The sequence below is a fragment of the Frigoribacterium sp. PhB160 genome, assembly GCF_003751785.1.
Lineage (GTDB): Bacteria > Actinomycetota > Actinomycetes > Actinomycetales > Microbacteriaceae > Frigoribacterium.
Window position 1 is genome coordinate 584039 of record NZ_RKIE01000001.1, and the last position, 17947, is coordinate 601985.

At 74.9% G+C, this 17947-nt stretch carries 15 protein-coding genes; 5 read left to right on the forward strand and 10 right to left on the reverse strand.

Annotated elements, in window-relative coordinates:
* Positions 1-44: 44 nt before the first annotated feature.
* From EDF38_RS02795 to EDF38_RS02805, 3 genes are read right to left on the reverse strand one after another with little or no spacing between them, the layout of a single operon-like run.
* Positions 45-1115: an ABC transporter ATP-binding protein gene (locus EDF38_RS02795; RefSeq protein ID WP_123353856.1), complete on the reverse strand. Its 1071-nt coding sequence runs from the start codon at positions 1113-1115 to the stop codon at positions 45-47.
* Entirely contained in the window at positions 1112-1921 is an 810-nt protein-coding gene (locus EDF38_RS02800) for an ABC transporter permease (RefSeq protein WP_123353857.1), read from the reverse strand. The genes EDF38_RS02795 and EDF38_RS02800 overlap by 4 nt, the downstream gene beginning before the upstream one ends.
* Positions 1918-2742: an ABC transporter permease gene (locus tag EDF38_RS02805; protein WP_233572160.1), complete on the reverse strand. Its 825-nt coding sequence runs from the start codon at positions 2740-2742 to the stop codon at positions 1918-1920. The genes EDF38_RS02800 and EDF38_RS02805 overlap by 4 nt, the downstream gene beginning before the upstream one ends.
* A 216-nt stretch (positions 2743-2958) precedes the next feature.
* Here EDF38_RS02805 and EDF38_RS02810 point away from each other — a divergent pair, with 216 nt between their 5' ends.
* Positions 2959-3924: a LacI family DNA-binding transcriptional regulator gene (locus tag EDF38_RS02810; RefSeq protein WP_123353858.1), complete on the forward strand. Its 966-nt coding sequence runs from the start codon at positions 2959-2961 to the stop codon at positions 3922-3924.
* Positions 3925-3958: 34 nt separating this feature from the next.
* Here EDF38_RS02810 and EDF38_RS15815 read toward each other — a convergent pair whose 3' ends face one another.
* The gene (locus EDF38_RS15815) at positions 3959-5050 is read right to left on the reverse strand and encodes a helix-turn-helix domain-containing protein (protein ID WP_158613308.1); all 1092 of its coding nucleotides are present in this window, start codon (positions 5048-5050) and stop codon (positions 3959-3961) included.
* Between the two features lie 997 nt (positions 5051-6047).
* Here EDF38_RS15815 and EDF38_RS02825 point away from each other — a divergent pair.
* From EDF38_RS02825 to EDF38_RS02840, 4 genes are read left to right on the forward strand one after another with little or no spacing between them, the layout of a single operon-like run.
* The gene (locus EDF38_RS02825; protein WP_123353860.1) at positions 6048-7730 is read left to right on the forward strand and encodes an ABC transporter substrate-binding protein; all 1683 of its coding nucleotides are present in this window, start codon (positions 6048-6050) and stop codon (positions 7728-7730) included.
* Positions 7708-8748, forward strand: a complete 1041-nt coding sequence (locus tag EDF38_RS02830; RefSeq protein WP_123353862.1) for an ABC transporter permease — start codon at positions 7708-7710, stop codon at positions 8746-8748. The genes EDF38_RS02825 and EDF38_RS02830 overlap by 23 nt, the downstream gene beginning before the upstream one ends.
* Positions 8745-9794, forward strand: a complete 1050-nt coding sequence (locus tag EDF38_RS02835) for an ABC transporter permease (protein ID WP_199734557.1) — start codon at positions 8745-8747, stop codon at positions 9792-9794. The genes EDF38_RS02830 and EDF38_RS02835 overlap by 4 nt, the downstream gene beginning before the upstream one ends.
* The gene (locus EDF38_RS02840) at positions 9791-11782 is read left to right on the forward strand and encodes an ABC transporter ATP-binding protein (RefSeq protein WP_123353864.1); all 1992 of its coding nucleotides are present in this window, start codon (positions 9791-9793) and stop codon (positions 11780-11782) included. Before EDF38_RS02835 ends, EDF38_RS02840 begins: the two co-directional genes overlap by 4 nt.
* Before the next feature lie 80 nt (positions 11783-11862).
* Here EDF38_RS02840 and EDF38_RS02845 read toward each other — a convergent pair whose 3' ends face one another.
* The 6 genes from EDF38_RS02845 to EDF38_RS02870 form a co-directional block, all read right to left on the reverse strand.
* A complete protein-coding gene (locus EDF38_RS02845; RefSeq protein WP_123353866.1) occupies positions 11863-12300 on the reverse strand; it encodes a hypothetical protein in 438 nt (145 codons plus the stop codon).
* A 128-nt stretch (positions 12301-12428) separates the two neighbouring features.
* On the reverse strand, positions 12429-13442 hold the full coding sequence (locus tag EDF38_RS02850) for a phosphoglycerate dehydrogenase (RefSeq protein WP_199734558.1): 1014 nt from the start codon (positions 13440-13442) through the stop codon (positions 12429-12431).
* A complete protein-coding gene (locus EDF38_RS02855) occupies positions 13439-14905 on the reverse strand; it encodes an Nramp family divalent metal transporter (RefSeq protein WP_199734559.1) in 1467 nt (488 codons plus the stop codon). Before EDF38_RS02855 ends, EDF38_RS02850 begins: the two co-directional genes overlap by 4 nt.
* A gap of 114 nt (positions 14906-15019) precedes the next feature.
* Positions 15020-15748: an SDR family NAD(P)-dependent oxidoreductase gene (locus EDF38_RS02860; protein ID WP_123353868.1), complete on the reverse strand. Its 729-nt coding sequence runs from the start codon at positions 15746-15748 to the stop codon at positions 15020-15022.
* 3 nt (positions 15749-15751) lie between these two features.
* Positions 15752-17056, reverse strand: a complete 1305-nt coding sequence (locus tag EDF38_RS02865) for an exo-alpha-sialidase (protein WP_370275491.1) — start codon at positions 17054-17056, stop codon at positions 15752-15754.
* Complete coding sequence (locus tag EDF38_RS02870; RefSeq protein ID WP_123353870.1) at positions 17053-17838, reverse strand: HpcH/HpaI aldolase/citrate lyase family protein; 786 nt, start codon at positions 17836-17838, stop codon at positions 17053-17055. The genes EDF38_RS02865 and EDF38_RS02870 overlap by 4 nt, the downstream gene beginning before the upstream one ends.
* Positions 17839-17947: the final 109 nt, after the last annotated feature.

Genomic DNA, 17947 nt, shown 5'->3' on the forward strand with positions numbered 1-17947 from the left:
GCGCGGCGCGGTGCGCCGACACCGCCGCCGGTCGACGGGTCGGTTCAGTCGGGCAGGCGCACGAGCCGCCCGGCCGGGGCGGTGACGACGACGTCGTCCCCGGGCGACAGCGGCGACGTGCCGGTCGCGCGGACGTCCGAGACGAGCCGCACGCGGGCGCCCGTCTCGTCGACGGCGACGACCGTGACGAGCAGGTCGACGCCGCGGTAGGCGACGTCGGTGACCGTGCCGGTGAGCTGGAGGCCTCCTGCGGTCTGGTCCGCGCCTCCTCGGGGGACGGTCGCGGGCTCGACCGCGAGGTGCTCGGGCCGCACGGTGACGGTGCCGCCGGCGGTGAGCCCGACGAAGTTCTCGTAGCCGAGGAAGTCGGCGACGAAGCGGTTCGCCGGCGCCGGGAAGACCTGCTGCGGCGAGCCCTGCTGCATCACGCGGCCGGCGCGCATGAGCACCATGTCGTCGCTCATCTCGAGCGCCTCGTCCTGGTCGTGGGTGACGAGCACGACCGTGAGGCCGGTCTCGCCCTGGATGCGGCGGATCTCGGCCCGCATCTGCACCCGGAGGCGCGCGTCGAGGTTCGAGAGCGGCTCGTCGAGCAGCAGCAGCGTCGGTCGGATCGCGATGGCGCGGGCCAGCGCGACGCGCTGCTGCTGGCCGCCGGAGAGCTTCTTCGGCTTGCTCGCCGCGAGGTGGCCGAGGCCGACGAGGTCGAGCGTCTCGCCGACCCGGGCCTCGCGCTCGGCGGCGGGGACGCGGCGCAGCTTCAGGCCGTAGGCGACGTTCTCGGCGACAGACAGGTGCGGGAAGAGCGCGTACGACTGGAAGACCATGCCGAGCCCGCGCTTCTCGGGCGGGGTGCGCGTCATGTCGTCGCCGCCGATGAGGATCGTGCCGCGCGTCGGCGCCGAGTAGCCCGCCAGCATGCGGAGGGTCGTCGTCTTGCCGCAGCCCGAGGGGCCGAGCAGGGTCGTCAGCTTGCCGGGCTGGATCGCGAGGTCGACGTCGTCCACGGCGGTGAAGTCGCCGAAGACCTGGCTGACGCCGCGCAGCTCGGCGGCGGGGGTGGTGCTCGCGGCGCCGGTCGAGGGCGAGGGGGTGGCGGGGGTCGGGGTGCTCACTTGTTGATGCCTCCGAAGATCTTGGCGAAGCCGACGGTGCGTTCGGCGATGACGGCGACGACGACGGTGGCCGCGAGGATGAGCGTCGCCATGGCGGCGACCATGGGGTCGTAGCTCTGCTGGACGTAGTCGAGCATCGTGACCGGCAGGGTGCGGAAGTCGCGGTCCTGCAGCAGCAGCGACAGCGGCACGTTGTTGAACGAGGTGACGAAGCTGAGCAGCGCCGCCGAGAAGATGCCCGGGCGCAGCATCGGCAGCGTCACGGTGAAGAACGCCCGCACGGGGCTCGCGCCGAGGCCGCGGGCGGCCTCCTCGAGGGCCGGGTCGGCGAGGGCCAGGGAGGCGCCGGTCACCCTGACCGCGTACGGCATCATCAGCGCGGTGTGGCCGATCAGCAGCGTCGGGAAGTTCGAGAGCCCGAAGCCGATCATCAGCTGCTGGTAGAGCGCGAGGCCGACGACGAGCTCGGGCACGATCAGCGGCGAGAGGAAGAGCCCCTCGACGATCGAGCGGCCGGGGAGGCGCCCGCGGTGGATCGCCAGCGTGACCGGGATGCCCACCGCCAGTGCGAGCAGCGTCGCGAGCAGGGCGAGCTGGAGGCTCGACACGAGCGCCCCGGTGAACGGCTCGTACGTGACGGCCCGCTCGAACCACCGCAGCGAGAAGCCCTGCGGCGGGAAGGTGAGGGTACGGCCGCCGGTGAACGCCGTCGCGACGACGAACAGGATCGGCACGATCATCACCACGTAGCCGAGCACCGCGAGGGTGCTCGCGACCGGGCGGCGGGTCTTCGGCATGGTGCTCATCGGGTGGCTCCCCTGCGGGCGACGAGGGCCGAGAGCCCCGAGACGACGAACACGAGCACCGTCATGACCAGGGCCGTCGCGGAGGCGCCCGCCCAGTCGATCGTGACGCTCGAGTACGAGAACAGCTGGGTCGCCAGCATCCGCTGGCTCGACCCGCCGAGCAGGTAGGGCGTCGTGTACGCCGTGACCGACCCCGCGAAGACGAGGGTGGCGGCGACGACGATGCCGGGGCTCGAGAGCGGCACGACGATGCCCCAGAAGGTGCGGGCCCGGCTCGCCCCGAGGCCGCGGGCGGCGTCGTCGAGACCGGCGTCGACCTGGGCCACGGCCGAGTAGCAGGAGATGATCGCGAGCGGCAGGAAGAGCTGCGTCAGGCCCAGCACGATCGCGAGCTCGGTGTAGAGCAGCTGCGGCGCGCGGTCGACGAGCCCGAGGCCGACGAGCGCCTGGCCGACGGCGCCCTGCGAGCCGAGCACGACGAGCCACCCGAAGGTGCGGACGACGTTGCTGAGCAGCAGCGGGAAGATCGCCAGCGCGAGCAGAACGCTCGCCCAGCGCGAGGTCGATCGGGCGAGGAGGTACGCGATCGGGAAGCCGAGCACGACGCAGACGACCGTGACGATGAGGCCGAGCCCCACGGTGCGGCCGATGATCCGCAGGTCGTAGGGGTCGCTGAGCATCTGGCCGAGGCGGGCGACGACGTCGACCGCGGTGACCCCGGGAGGTGCGAACAGCATCGCGAGGGACGGCACGAGGAACCCGCAGAGCAGGAACGCGAGGCCCGGCAGCAACAGCAGCAGGGCCGGTCTTCTGGAGGTCACGACGAGCCTTCCGGTGGCGGTCGGGGCACGAGATCTTCGTGCGGTCGGCACGAGGCCGTGGAACCGGTTGTGCAACCGGTCTCATCCACCGTAGGGGACGGCGCGCGGCCGCCGGGACCGATCGTGTTACGAACACGTAAAACCCGTGCGGGGCGGGGATGAGACCGGTTCCACGGGTGCCCTAGGCTCGACCCGTCACGACGACGAGGGGGACGCATGTCGACATTGGCCGACGTCGCGGTCCTCGCGGGCGTCTCGAAGGCCACCGCCTCGCGCGCCCTGAACCGGCCCGAGATGGTGCTGCCCGACACGGCGGCCCGCGTGCTGGCCGCGGCCGAGCAGCTCGGCTTCGTCGCCAACCGCGCCGCGCGCCAGCTGGCCCGCGGTCGCAGCGGGCTCGTCGCCCTCGTCGTCCCGACCCTGGACAACTCGTTCTTCACGCCGGTCATCGCCGGGGCGCAGGCCCGCGCGGGCGAGGCGGACGTGCAGCTGACGGTCGCCGTGCACCCGCTGTCGAGCGCGGGCGAGCTCGTCGCCTTCGAGCGGCTGTCGGCGCAGGTCGACGGGTTCCTCGTCGTGGCGCCGCGCGGACCCGACTCCGTGGTGGCCGCGGCGGCGGGCCACAAGCCGACGGTGCTCGTCGACCGCGAGGTCGCCGGGCTGCCCTCGGTCGTCGCCGACACCGCCTCGGCCTTCGGCTCGCTCGTCGGTCGCCTCGTCGACGACGGCCACGAGCGCATCGCCTACGTCGGCGGGCCCGACGGCTCGTGGCAGAACGAGCAGCGCACGGCCGCGGTCGTCGCGGCCGCGGCGGGCCGGGCCGAGCTCACCGTGCTCGGGCCGTGGCCCTCGACCTTCGCCGCGGGGGTGGGGGTCGCCGACGAGGTGCTCGCCTCGGGCGCGACCGCCGTCGTGCCGTACGCGACCGCGATCGGGCTGGGGCTGATGTTCGCGCTGGGTCGGTCGCGCGCCTCCTCGTCGGTGGTCGTCAGCTCGGAGCGCATGGTCGTCGACTCGCTCGGGCTCGAGGGCGTGCCGGCCATCGACGTCGACGGCGAGGAGCTCGGACGCGTCGCGGTCGGGCGCCTGCTCGAGCTCGTCGACGGCGGTGCGGCCGCGGGGCTGCGGGCGGGGGAGCAGCAGCGGTTGTCCGTGCCGGTCCACTGGCCGGCTCGGCGGTAGCGGGGCGGGTCCGGCCCGGGCGGGTCGTGCGCCCTCAGCGGGCGAGCGTGTCGCGGGGGTGCTCGCCGAAGCGGGCGACGTAGGCGGCCGAGAAGCGACCGAGGTTGCCGAAGCCCCAACGGCGGGCGACGTCGGAGACCAGCGACTCGCCGGGGGAAGCGGCGAGCAGCTCGCGGTTCACCCGCTCGAGCCGCACCTGGCGGAGGTAGGTCATCGGGCTGGCTCCGAGGTGGTCGGTCATCGCCTGCTGCAGCGTGCGGGTGTGCATGCCCGCGGCCCGCGCGATGTCGGCGGGGGTCAGGGGCCGGTCGGCGTGGGTCTGGACGAACTCGGCGGCGGTCCGGAGGCGCGCGGTGCGCGGGGTGCGGAGCGTCGCGGGGACGTCGACCGCGGTCCACGGCACGAGGTCGAGCATCGCGCGGACGAGGTCGGCCTGCGCGGCGTGGCGGCGGAGCGGCGGGGTGGCAGGGTCGACGACGACGGGCGTGGCCCGGCTGACGACCGTGCGCCAGGCGAGCAGCGCGGGCGTGGTGGGCGTGGCCGTGTGGTCGAACGCGATGCGCTGCGCCGGTCCGCCGTGGCGCTCGGTCGCGACGTCCTCGAGGAACGCGGCGTCGGCGTGCACCATGTTGTTGCGGTGGGGGGTCATGAAGAACGAGAACGACGTCTCGGAGGGGAGGAGGAACGGCTGGCCGCCGAGGCTCGTCACCTGCCCGCCATGGTGGTCGATCGTCAGCGAGCCGCTGCGCAGCCAGGAGACGACGTAGTCCTTCGACCAGGGGACGTCGCCCTGCAGGTGCCCGAGGAAGGTCGCGGTGCGGAGGCTCAGACGGGCGTCCCCGGCGGAGGCGTAGCGGAACTCGAACGTCTCCTCGGCGGCGCGGCGGGCGGAGAAGGCGCGGCCTGCGTAGAGCTCCTGCAGCCGGGCGGCCGCGCTGCCGAGGTCGTCGCCGCCGTCGGAGTCGCGGCGGAAGGGGAGCTCGGCGGGGCGCGTGGGGTGGTGGCGTGCGGGGTGGTGGTGCGCGGGGTGGTGCGGCGGGGCGGGGTGGTGCGGGCCGGCGGCCCCGGGGGTCGCGCGGGTGGCGCGGGGGAGGGTGGTGGTCGTGGTGGTCGTGGTGCTCGTCATGGTGGCTCCTGTCCGGTGCTGCCCGCGTCGGCGCGCTCGGTGAGGCGGGCCGGTGGTCGACGGGACGGCGGGTCGGGTCGGGTCGATCGCGGGACGTGCTGGGGTTCGGAGGGGCGCCGAGGGGCGACGGGCCCCGGCCGCGCCCCAGAAGGCGGGTAGACCGGGCCGTCGGCCGTCGGCCGTCGGCCGCTGCGGGGCCGGACCCCGTGGCGAACTCAGGAGTTCCCGGCCGCGGCCTCCGTCGCGACCCCACGCCCGCGTACGGGTGGTCACGTCCACCTGACTCGTCCACGCGAGCGTGGGGCCGCCGCGGTCGTCCGCCCCGATCCCATCGCGAACTCAGGAAAGACTGTGCGGCGCGAGCCACCCGCCCCGCCCCGGCAGATGCGGGCGACGCTGTTTCCTGAGTCGTCGACGCGGGACGTCGCGCTCTCGAGCGCTGCGCGGCGGGGCGGGCGTCGCCGGGCGGCATCGAGTTCCGCCCCGATCCCGTCGCGAACTCAGGAAGGACTGCGCGGCGCGAGCCGTCCCTCCTGTCCCCGGGGGTGCGGGCGACCTTGTTCCTGAGTCGTCGACGCGCGGCGTCGCGGTCTCGTGCGCTGCGCGGCGGAGCGGGCGTCGCCCGGCGGAGCCGTCGTCCGCCTCGATCTCGTCGCGAAGTCAGGCACGAACGCCCGGCGACGCGCCGGCGGCCCGATCAGCGGGGTCGGCGACGACGAAAGCTCCTGAGTCGCGCACAGGGCACGCCGCACAGGGCACCGCGCACACCGCACCCGCACCCAGCACCCAGCACCCGCACCCGCACCCGCACCCGCACCCGCACCCGCACCCGCACCCCGCACCCCGCCCGCGCGTACCCCCGCGCACCCCGCCCGCGCAACGACATGACGCCGCGCTACCCCGCGTGACACACCCTCACTTCATGTGACGTGACGCGCGTGACGGCGGGCCCGGGCGCTCCTTAGAGTCCTGGCAACCGACCGACGAGGAGACCCTCATGACCACCCGACACCCCCGCGTGACGGCCCTCGTGGCCGTCGCCCTCGTCGCCGCGGCAGGCATCGCGGGCTGCTCCGGCGGAGCCGGCGGGACCGGAGCGGGCACGGGGATCGGCGTCCGCCAGGCCGACGCCCCCGGCCCCGACGCCCGGCCCGTCGACGGCGGCACGATCGTCTACGCCCACCAGCAGGAGCCCGCCTGCGTCTTCGGCGGCTGGATCGAGCAGGCCTACCTGTCGACGCAGGTGCTCGACAACCTCGTCTCGCTCGACGACGACGGCACGGTCGTCCCCTGGCTCGCGCAGTCCTGGAGCGCGTCCGACGACGGCCTCACCTGGACCTTCGGCCTCGAGCCCGGCGTCGAGTTCACCGACGGCACGCCCGTCGACGCCGAGGCCGTCGCCTACAACTTCGGGTACTGGCTCGACGGCGGCAACAGCACGGCCCAGGTCTGGCTCGCCGGCTACTTCGAGAGCGCCGAGGCGGTCGACGACACGACCGTCGCCGTCCACCTCTCGCGCCCCTACCCGCGCTTCGCGGAGACGGTGGCGCAGGGCTACTTCGGCATCCAGTCGCAGCACGCGCTCGAGACCCGCACGCCGCAGGAGAACTGCGAGGCGCCGATCGGCTCGGGGGCGTTCGTCGTCGGCCGGTGGGACCGCGGCGAGAGCATCCACCTGACCCGCAACGACGACTACGCGTCGCCCGCGGCGAACGACCCCAACCAGGGCCCGGCGCACGTCGACGCGATCGACTGGCGCTTCGTCAGCGACCCGACGACGCGCGTCGCCAGCCTCCGGGCCGGCGAGGTCGACGCCGTCTACGACGTCCCCGCCGTCGAGTGGGCCGACCTCGGCGCCGAGGGCTACGACGAGCAGCTGTACGTCACCCCGGGCCGTCCGCAGCAGCTCGCCTTCAACACCGCTCAGGGCCCCTTCGCCGACGAGCGCGTGCGCAAGGCCTTCGCCTACGCCGTCGACCGAGAGCCCCTCGTCGAGACCATCGGCCAGGGCGTCATCCCCTACGAGGGCAACGGCGGCGTCAGCCGCGCGACCCCCGGCTACAGCGAGGGGGCCGCCGCGACCTACACGCACGACCTGCCCCGGGCCGAGCGCCTGCTCGACGAGGCGGGCTGGTCGACGGTCGACGACGACGGCTACCGCACGAAGGACGGCGAGCGCCTCAGCGTCGTCCTGCCCTACAACTCGGGCACGATCGTCACGGCGGACGGCGCCTCCATCCTGCAGGGGATCCAGCAGCAGGTGAAGGCGGCCGGCTTCGAGCTCGACCTCGTGCCGGTGCCGCCGAGCGGCTTCTTCGGCGGCGCCTACTCGCAGCCCGAGGAGCGCGACATCGCCGCCGGCTACTGGACGAGCGTCACCGCGGGCATCCTCTACGTGAACTGGCGCGTCGGCACCGACGACGACCCGAACTTCAACAACTCGGCGTTCTGGGACGACCCGGAGCTGCAGTCGATCATCGAGCAGGCCAACTCGACCGCCGACGCCGCCGCCCAGGACGCGCTCTACGAGCAGGCCCAGGTGTACATCGCCGACCACGCCCTCTCCATCGGGCTCTACGACCGCATCAGCACCCTCGCCGTGTCGCCCCGCCTCGTGGGCGTCCGCCAGGAACGTTCCCAGGGAGGACCGGTGTTCCATGACGCTCGCTTCGTCGACTGACCCGCGGCAGCTGTCGCTGCCCACCCCGTCCGGAGGCGCGGGCGGGCCTGCGGTCCCGGACCGCGCCTCCTCGTGGCCCCGGCTCGCGCGGCGCGTCGTGCGCCGCCTCGCCGGCGCCGCCGTGGTGCTGTGGGGCGCCGCGACGGTGGCGTTCCTCGCGCAGGTGGCGCTGCCCGGCGACCGTGCCACGGTCATCTTCAACATCCGGGCGGGGCAGCCGATCGAGCGCACGCCGGAGGAGCTAGCCGCGATCAACGCCCAGTACGGCCTCGCCGACCCGGTCGTCGTGCAGTACTGGCGGTACCTCACGGGACTGCTGCGGGGCGACCTCGGGTCGTCGTACCAGCAGTTCCGGCCGGTGACCGACGTCATCGGCGAGCAGGTGGGCTCGACGCTCACGCTGACCCTCGCGGCCATCGCGCTCGCATGGGTGATCATGATCGCCTGGGTCACGCTGACGGCCGGCCGCGGGCCGCGCCTCAGCGCCCTCGGCGCCGCGGTCGACACGACCGTCGCCGGACTCCCGCACTACTGGCTCGGCATCGTGCTGCTGCTCGTCTTCGCCCTGCGGCTCGGCCTCGTCCCGGTCATCAGCGGCACGAGCCCGTCGGGGCTGCTGCTGCCAGCGCTGACCCTGGCGATCCCGCTGGCCGGGTTCATGGGGCAGGCCACGCGCACCGAGTTCGAGACCGCGCTGCAGCAGCCGTTCGTCGTCACCGCGCGGCTGCGCGGGCAGAGCGACCTCGGCGTGCGGCTGCGCCACGTGCTGCGGCACTCGGCCCTGCCGGCCGTCACGCTGTCGGGCTGGGCGCTCGGGGCGACCATCTCGGGCGCCGTCGTCGTCGAGTCGGTCTTCAGCCGCGCCGGCATCGGCCGCGTGCTCGTCACCGCGGTGAACTCGCAGGACCTGCCGATCGTCACCGGCGTCGTCGTGCTCATCGCCGCCCTCTACGTCGTCGCGAACCTCGTCGTCGACGCCGTCCACGTGATCCTCGACCCGAGAGCGAAGACGTCATGAGCCCCACCGTGCCCGCCCGTGCCACCAGCGCCGCCGCCGGCCGCGCCGCGGCCGCCGGCCCCGAGACCGCCGGCCCCGAGACCGCCGCCGTCCGCTCGGCCGCCCCGTCGACCGTGCTCGACCCGGCGGTGGGCGAGAACTCAGGAGGAACCGTCGCGGGCGGCCCCGGCACGCCGTCGCCGGGCGGCCCGCGACGACGGTTCCTGAGTCCGCGCACCACCCCGCCCGCCGGCCGCCGCCGCCCGACCCGGTGGGGAGTCGTCGCGGCCTCCGCCGCGGCCCTCTTCTTCGCGGTCGCGCTCGTCTGGCCGGCCGCCCTGAGCCCGCGCGACCCCCTCGCGCTCGACCTGACGGCCGCCCTGCAGGCCCCGGGGCTCGCGCACTGGTTCGGCACCGACGAGGCCGGCCGCGACCTCTTCGCCCGCGTCGTCTGGGGCACCCGCGACTCGCTCGCCATCGGCTTCGGCGCGACCCTGGTCAGCATGACGACGGCCCTCGTGCTCGGGTCGCTCGCCGCCCTCGCGCCGCGGTGGCTCGCCGGTGCCGTCGACCGCCTGATCGAGGTGCTGCTCGCCTTCCCGACGCTGCTGCTCGCGCTGCTGCTCGTCGCCGTCATCGGACCGTCGGCCGTGTCGTCGATGATCGCCGTCGGCATCGGGACGGCGCCCGGCTACGCCCGCATGATCCGGGGCCAGGTGCTCTCGGTGCGCCGGTCGGGCTACGTCGAGGCCGCCGTGGCGCTCGGCCACCCCCGTCGCAGCGTCCTGGCGCGGCACGTCGTGCCGAACGCGGTGCGACCGCTCGTCGCGGTCGTCGCGCTGTCGATCGGCCAGTCGATCGTGTGGGCGTCGAGCCTGTCGTTCCTCGGGCTCGGGGTCGCTCCTCCCTCGTCGGAGTGGGGCGCCCTCCTCGAGGCCGGCCGCACCTACGTCACGCACGGCTGGTGGCTGACCGTGATCCCCGGGCTCGTCATCGCGGCGCTCGCCCTCACCACGACCACGCTGGGCAAGGCCCTGCAGGACTCCCTCGAGAGGGGCGAACGATGACCCGCCACGACACCGTCGCGAGCACGCCGCCCGGCCCGGGGGCGGCCGACGCACCGGCGCCCCGCGACGCGCCCGCCGCCCGCGAGGCCCCCGCCGCGACCGCCGCCGACGCCCCCGCCGCACCCGCCCCGACCCCGCGCCTCAGCGTCCGCGACCTGAACGTCTCGTTCCGCCACGGCGCCGAGCGGCGCCACGTCGTCCACGACGTGTCGTTCGACCTCCACGCCGGCGAGTGCGTCGCGATCGTCGGCGAGTCGGGGTCGGGCAAGAGCGTCACGGCCCGGACCCTGGTCGGCCTCACCGGGGGAGCGTCCGAGGTCGAGGCCACGCGCCTCCGCTTCGACGGGCGCGACGTCGCCGACCTGACCGCGCGGGAGTGGCGGCGCATCCGCGGGGCGCGCATCGGGTTCGTCCTGCAGGACGCGCTCGTGTCGCTCGACCCCCTCCGCCCGGTCGGCCACGAGATCGAGGAGGCCCTGCGCCTCCACGGGGTCCGCGGTCGCCGCGCCCGTCGCGCTCGGGCCGTCGAGCTGCTCGCCTCTGTCGGCGTCCCCGAGCCGGAGCTGCGCGCAGGCCAGCGGCCCGACCAGCTGTCGGGCGGGCTCCGCCAGCGCGCCCTCATCGCCTCCGCCGTCGCCCTCGACCCCGAGGTCGTCATCGCCGACGAGCCGACCACCGCCCTCGACGTCACCGTGCAGGCGCAGGTGCTCGACCTGCTCGAGCAGCAGAAGTCGCGCGGGGTCTCGGTGCTGCTGATCAGCCACGACCTCTCGGTGGTCGCGCGGCTCGCCGACCGCGTGCTCGTCATGCGCGGCGGCCACGTCGTCGAGGAGGGCCGCACCGCCGACGTCCTCCGCGACCCGCAGCACGACTACACGAAGAGCCTGCTCGCGGCCGTCCCGGGCGAGCACACGCGCGGCACGCGGCTCACGCTGCGCTCGGCCGCGTCGCCGACGGGCGGGGGACGTCCGGAGGCGCGGGTCGGATCGGCCACGCCCGTCGCCTCGCCGTCCGGTGCGGCCCCGACCGCGGGGCCCGACGGACGCGACCCCCTCGACGTGCCCGTGCCCCGGGTCGCGGGGCCCGGGTGGCTGCGGGACGCGGCGGTCGCGGCGGCGGACACCGCGCCTCCGGTGCTGGAGGCGTCGGGGCTCGTGAAGAGGTTCCGGACCGGGCGGGGGTCGTCGCGCACGGCCGTCGACGGGGTGTCGTTCACGCTCGGCCGAGGGCGGACGCTCGGCATCGTGGGGGAGTCGGGCTCGGGCAAGAGCACCACGGCGCGCATCGCGCTCGCGCTCGAGACGGCCGACGAGGGCGAGGTGCGCCTGCTCGGCGAGGCGTGGTCGGGGCTGCCCGAGACGCAGCGGCGGGCGCGACGGCACCTGGTCACCGTGGTTCAGCAGGACCCGCTGAGCTCGTTCGACCCGCGGTGGAACGTCGAGCGGATCCTGCTCGACGCGCTGCCGGCGGGGGTCGGCGCGGGTGCGGGTGCCGGTGCAGGTGCTGGTGGTGCGTCGGGGGCGGCCGGCGCGTCGCGGGCCGAGGCTCGTCGGGCGCGCGTGCGGGAGCTCGTCGACCAGGTCGGCCTGCCGCGGGAGGCGCTCACCCGGTTCCCGCTGCAGCTGTCGGGCGGGCAGCGTCAGCGCGTCTCGATCGCGCGGGCGCTCGCTCCCGACCCCGTGCTGGTCGTGCTCGACGAGGCCGTGTCGGCGCTCGACGTGTCGGTTCAGGCGCAGGTGCTCGACCTGCTCGCCGACCTGCAGCGCGACCTCGGCCTCAGCTACCTCTTCATCTCGCACGACCTCGGGGTGATCTACCACGTGAGCGACGACGTCCTCGTGATGAAGGACGGGGTCGTCGTCGAGCGCGGGTCGGCGGCGGACGTGTTCGAGCGGCCGCGGCACCCGTACACGCAGGAGCTCGTCGCGGCCCTGCCGCGGCTCAGCGAGCCGGGCACGGGTGGGGTCGCGGTGCCGACGGCGCCGTGAGGGGCGTGCCCCGGCCCCTCGCGGCGGGCCCTCCGCCCCGGGCTCGTGTCTGGGCCTGGGCAGGGCCTAGGACGTGGGCCCTACGCGCCGGGCCCGAGCAGCACGGAGAACATCACGAGCGCCGACCCGACGAGGAACGAGAACGTCCCGAGCTGCATCGTCCGCGACTTGTTGCGGTCGGCCACGGGCACGCTGACCTCGAGGATGGGGCAGCCCGACCATCCGATGAGGCCGAGGCTGACCGCGACGACGACCCCGCCGGCCCAGAAGACGACCTCGCCCGGGGTCGACAGCACGTCGGGCCGCCAGCCCGAGAGCAGCACCGCCGAGAACGCCAGGGCGACGGCGACGACGCCGCCGACGAACCAGATCGTGCCGGTCCACATGATGCGCTGGAGGTTCTCGACCGGTCCCATGAGGTCCCGTCCGCCCGGCAGCGGCGGCTGGCCCGTCGTCGGCGGCAGGTCGGTCGCGGGGGAGGGGGCGGTGCGGGTGGCGGGCGTTCCGGAGTCGTTCACCCTGCCACGCTGCCACCAAACCGCCCGCAGCGCCCACGCCCGGCCGCCCACGCGACGTGGCGCCCGGCCCGACGCCCGACGCGACGCCCGACGCGACGCCCGGCCCGACGCCCCGCGGCACCGGCCCCTCAGGCCACGCGGTGCACCGGCTCCTCGCCGCGCAGCACGCGCGCGACGTCCTCCGCGACGGTGACCCCCATGGCGGCGTTCGCCACGTCGGTGAACGCGCCGATGTGCGGCGTGAGCAGCACGTTCGGCGCCCCGACCAGCGGGTCGTCCGCCCCGAGGGGCTCGTGCTCGAAGGCGTCGAGGGCGGCGCCGGCGAGGCGCCCGGAGCGCAGGGCGGCGACCAGCGCCTCCTCGTCGACGAGCCCGCCGCGGGCAGCGTTGACGAAGAAGGCGCCGGGGCGCATGGCCTCGACGAGCCGGGCGTCGACGAGCGGCGGCTCGCCCGGCGTGCCGGGCAGGTGCAGGCTGACGAAGTCCGACCCGGTGACGACCTCGTCGAGGCCGGCACGGCGCACGCCTGCGGCGTCCGACACCTCGGCCGGCACGAAGGGGTCGTAGGCGACGACGTCCATGTCGAACCCGGAGGCGCGGCGCGCGACCGCCTGCCCGATCCGTCCGAAGCCCACGAGGCCGAGCGTCCGGCCCGTCAGCTCCACGCCCGGGAACCGCTCCCACCGCCCCGCCGTCATCGACGCGTGGGCCGGCACCAGCTGCCGGGCGAGCGCGAGCATCGCCCCGAGCGCGAGGTCGGCGACGGCGCCCGAGTTGCTCCCGGGCGCGTTGACGACGACGACCCCGGCGGCCCGGGCGGCGTCGAGATCGACGTTGTCGACCCCGACCCCGTGCTTGGCGACGACCCGCAGCGCGGGGGCGGCGGCGAACACCGAGGCGTCGACCGCGTCGAGCCCCACGACGACGGCGACCGCGCCCGTGCGGCGGAGCTCGGCGCCGAGGTCCGGCCCCGAGAGCGGGTGCGTCCCCTCGGGGAGGCAGGCTTCCAGACCTGCGGCGACCAGCGCCTCCCACGGTCTCGGCGACTGCTGGCCGAAGCTCGGCGTCGAGACGAGCACCCGGGGGCGGTCGGCCGCGTCGGCGGGCCCCGGCGCCGCCCGCGCGACCTCGACCCCGCTCACGAGAACTCCACGCCGACGACCGTGAGCACCGAGTACACGCCGACCGCCGTGACGGCGACGCTGCTGAAGGTGAGGGCGATCGTCCAGAACGCCGACCGGCGGAACCGTCGCGGCACCGACCGGCGCAGCTTCCACACGGCGATCACCACGGCGAGCAGGAACACCCCGCCCGCGACGCCGCCGATCTGCACCATGAGCACCGGCGACTTGATCACGAGGAAGCTCGCCGCCCAGATGATCGGCATCACGACGGTCAGCACGCGGATGACGCGGAGGCGCGTGGCCACGTCCTCCCACCGGTAGAAGCCCAGGATCGCGAGCGTGTTCGACCACAGCCGCGGCACCGAGGCCGTCGACGCGACGAGCGTCGAGAAGAGCACGAAGAACGCGCCGACCAGGAAGACCCAGTACCCGGCCGTGCCGAGCGTGTCGGAGTACATGCGCGAGAGCGTCACGATCATCTGGTTGCCCTCGGGCACGAGGCCCTGCGGGTTCAGCACGGCGGCCCCGATGACGTAGAACGAGAGCGTGCAGAGGGTGCAGATCACCCAGGAGACGAGCACGTCGAGGCGCATCACCTTGATCCAGCCCTCGGCCCGGCGGGCGCGTTCCTCGGTGCCGTCGTCGGGACCGGTCCAGCGGGCGTAGCCCTTCTCGAGGCACCAGTAGGTGTAGGTCGTCATCTCGTCGGCGCCGACGCCGGTGATGCCGAACATCGCGATGGCGAAGCCGATGGCGCCGGCGGGCAGGGCGAAGGTGAGCCCGGTGGCGAGGTCGCCGCCGTCGTAGCCGAACGGCGTCAGCGGCAGGCCGACGGCGAGCGCCACGGTGATGACCGTGAACAGCACCACCGAGACGAGGGAGGCGCGCTCGACCATGCTGTAGCGGCCCGAGAGCATGAGCGTGACGGCGGCCACGAGCACGACGATCGTCCAGAACCAGAGCGACGGCGTGCTGAGCGGCTCGCCCGCGACGGGGAACATGATCGACAGGCACGCGACGGCGCCGCCGATGATGCCGCCGCGCTGGAGCACCTTGGCGAAGTCCATCAAGATCCAGAGGAAGTTGATCCACCCGCCGCGACCGGTGCGCGGCCCGACCTCGCTGAAGCCCTGCAGCGCCGTCTTGCCGTGCAGGATCGCCCACTGGGCGAGCTCCATCTGCACCCAGACCTTGACGCCCGTGCTGACGATGACGAGCCAGAGCAGCACGAAGCCGGCCTTCGAGCCGAGGGCGGTCGTCGTGATCAGCTCGCCCGAGCCGACGACGGCGGCCGAGAGGATGAGCCCCGGCCCGAGGTAGCGGAACCGCTGGAGGAACGTGCCCGGCGCCCGCGCGGCGTCGCCGGGGCGGAGGGCGTACGGGTCGCGCACCTCGCTCGACCGGACGGGCCTCGAGGAGGCGTCGGCGTCGGTCTTCGAGGACGGGTCGGTGGTGGGGCGGCCGGTCTGGCTGGTGCTCACGCGTGTCTCCCTTGACGGTCGTGGGTCCGTCGACACTGACACATGTCGCGCGATCCGCGCAACCGCTCGTGCGTGTTGCGCGCAATGCGCAGTGCAACAGCGACGGCGGGCGTCCTACAGCGACGCCCCGCCGCACACGACGAGCGCCTGCCCCGTGATGCTGCGACCGTGCGGCCCGAGCACGAACGCGACGAGCGCCGCGACGTCGGCCGGGTCGACGAGGGCCCCGAGCGGCGGCACGACCGGAGCCGAGGAGGCGCGGGCCGGGTCGCGCAGCATGGGCGTGTCGGTGGGCCCCGGCGCCACGACGTTCGCCGTCACGCCGCGCGGGGCGAGCTCTTGCGCCCAGCTGCGGGCGAGCGCGACGAGCGCGGCCTTCGTCGCCGCGTACTGGCTCTTGCCGGCGGCTCCCTCCGCGGTGCGGCTGCCGATCAGGACGATGCGGCCGCCGTCGGCCAGCCGCCCGACGAGCGCGTCGACGAGCGCCGCCGCCGACCCGACGTGCACGGCGAACATGCCCGCGAGCGCCGCCGGGTCGAGGTCGCCGAGGCGGGCCGCGACCTGGAACCCGGCCGCGTGCACGATCGCGTCGACCGGTCCGACGTCGGCGACCGCGGCCGCGACGCCCTCCGGCTCGGCGAGGTCGCAGCCGAGCCACGAGAACGAGCCCCCGCCCGTGCCCGCCTCGCCGCCGAGCGCCACCTCGCGGCGGCTCAGCCCGGTGACGCGCCACCCCTCGGCGAGCAGCAGCTCGGCGACCGCGCGGCCGATGCCCGAGCTGCACCCCGTGACGACGGCGTGCGGCGCGGCGTCGACAACGAAGGACTCCTCGTCGCGACCCACGGCTCAGCCCGGCAGGTCGGCGGGCGCGAGACGGACGTACCTGATCGCTCGACGGTGCCAGGTGTACGCGACGTGCACGGCGCCGTCGCTCGTCTGCGTGATGCTCGGGTACGACAGCTCGCGGTTCAGCCCGTCGCGCGAGTTGTTCGACAGGCACCAGCCGTCGCCGTCCTCGAGGTCGAGCCGGTGCGGCCAGCTCGCCCCGCCGTCGCCCGACACCGCGAGCGACATCGGCGCGCGCGGCGTGCCCCAGAACGCGGTGCGCCCCTCGCCCGACGAGGCGTCGGGCCCCGGCCCGGACCCGGAGGCGCCCCCCGCCTCCCCGACGACCGCCTCGGCCTCGCCCCCCGCGACCGCCTGCTCGACGATCCCCGTCTCGTCGATCTCGTCGTAGAGCCCCAGCCGGCGCTCGGTCGAGGCGTCGGCGCGGCGGTGGTTGTAGACGATCGCGAGGCGTCCGTCGGCGAGCGGCACCCACTGCACGCTCGAGTTGTTGTTCGGCAGCTCGGTGGGCACGGGGGCGGACCAGGTCGCGCCTCCGTCGGTCGAGCGCGACTCGTGCACGGCGTCGGCCCACCGGCTGCGGTAGAGCGCGAGCAGGGTGCCGTCGGCGAGCTCGTGCACGTTCATGTGCACGGCGCCGGTGCTGCCCGGGACGGCGTGCTCACCCCACGTCAGCCCGCCGTCCCGGGAGATCATGACCGAGCTCGTGTCGTGGTCGCCGACCCAGGCCGCCCCCGGCGTGGTCACGCAGCGGAACACCGGCACGAGCCACGCCCCGTCGCGGGTGACGAGCGGGGGCTGGCGCACGAAGACGCCGCCGACCTCGTCGGGCGCGAAGAGCGTCTCGGGGTCGCCCCAGGTGGCTCCGCCGTCGGTCGAGACGCGGCGGCGCACCTCGGCGCTGTCCTGGTTCCCGGCGCGTTGCGCCGTGTAGAGCAGCCAGACGTCGCCGTCGGGGGTCGGCCAGAGCACGGGGTTCTGCTCGGAGCGCTCGGGGTCGTCGCTGAGCCGCACCGGAGCCGACCACGTGTCGGGCTCGTCGCCCCGGCCCGGCGTCAGCACGGACGACCAGACGTCGATGTCCGAGACCCCTTCTTGCGTGCCGCCGAACCAGACGCAGGCGAGGCGCCCGTCGGGCAGCTCGGCGAGGTTCGCGGCGTGGGCCTGCACGGTCGCCGCGGGCAGGAACGCCCCGACGCGGCCCGTGGCGTCCGTGCGCACGACGCCGTCGGCGAGCAGCTCGTCGTCGCCCGGCTGGTCGGCGACCAGGCCGCCGCCGCCCGAGGCGTCGCCCGCGTCGCTCACGCGTCGTCCCCCGCCGCGAGGGCCCGCTCGAGGTGCTCGCGCGCGACGAGCTCGAGGTGGTTGAGGTCGCCCGCGACCGTGGCGAAGGTGTAGCCGGCCCCGAGGCGTGCCCGGGCGACGTCGCCGTGCGGCGTGTGGATGCCCGCCGCGACGCCCGCCGCCTCGGCCGCCGCCGCGACGCGGACGAGCGCGGCGTCGAACTCCTCCTGCACCGCCGGGTCGCCGGGGAACGCCCCGCCCACCGCGATGCACAGGTCGCTCGGCCCGACGTAGAGGCCGTCGAGGCCCGGTGTGGCCGCGATGGCCTCGACGTTCGCGAGCCCGTCGGGCGTCTCGATCATCGCGAAGACGAGGGTCGCGGCGTTCGCGTCGCCGGGCACCGGGCCCACGCGGAGGCTCGAGCGCATCGGCCCGTACGACCGACCGCCGAGCGGCGGGTACTTCGCGCTCGCGACGGCGGCCGCGGCGTCCTCAGCGGTGTCGACGAGCGGCACGATGACGCCGACCGCGCCGGCGTCGAGCGCCTTGCCGATCGCCGTGACGTCGTTCGCCTCGACCCGCACGAGCCCGACCGAGGTCTGGCCCGCGTCGATCGCGAGCAGGCCCGTCATCATGCCCGAGTACCCGAACAGTCCGTGCTGCGCGTCGAGGGCGACGTAGTCGTAGCCGAGGCGGGCGATGCGCTCGGTCGAGGGCGGCGAGTCGAGGGTGATCCAGTAGCCGACCGACTTCTCACGGCTGCGGATGCGGCGGGCGAACTCGGTGGCGAGGGGGGAGGTCATCTGGTGGTTCTCATCTCGGTCGTGTCGTGTCGTGTCGTGTCGTGTCGTGTGTCGGTCGGTCGTGCGCCGGTGGTGCCGTGCCCAGCACACCAGGGCGGGGCTCAGGAGG

Coding starts and splice junctions, on each gene's coding strand:
- EDF38_RS02840 (WP_123353864.1), top strand. CDS start 9,791: ATGACCCGCCACGACACCGTCGCGAGCACGCCGCCCGGCCCGGGGGCG.
- EDF38_RS02830 (WP_123353862.1), top strand. CDS start 7,708: ATGACGCTCGCTTCGTCGACTGACCCGCGGCAGCTGTCGCTGCCCACC.
- EDF38_RS02835 (WP_199734557.1), top strand. CDS start 8,745: ATGAGCCCCACCGTGCCCGCCCGTGCCACCAGCGCCGCCGCCGGCCGC.
- EDF38_RS02800 (WP_123353857.1), bottom strand. CDS start 1,921: ATGAGCACCATGCCGAAGACCCGCCGCCCGGTCGCGAGCACCCTCGCG.
- EDF38_RS15815 (WP_158613308.1), bottom strand. CDS start 5,050: ATGACGAGCACCACGACCACCACGACCACCACCCTCCCCCGCGCCACC.
- EDF38_RS02825 (WP_123353860.1), top strand. CDS start 6,048: ATGACCACCCGACACCCCCGCGTGACGGCCCTCGTGGCCGTCGCCCTC.
- EDF38_RS02870 (WP_123353870.1), bottom strand. CDS start 17,838: ATGACCTCCCCCCTCGCCACCGAGTTCGCCCGCCGCATCCGCAGCCGT.
- EDF38_RS02810 (WP_123353858.1), top strand. CDS start 2,959: ATGTCGACATTGGCCGACGTCGCGGTCCTCGCGGGCGTCTCGAAGGCC.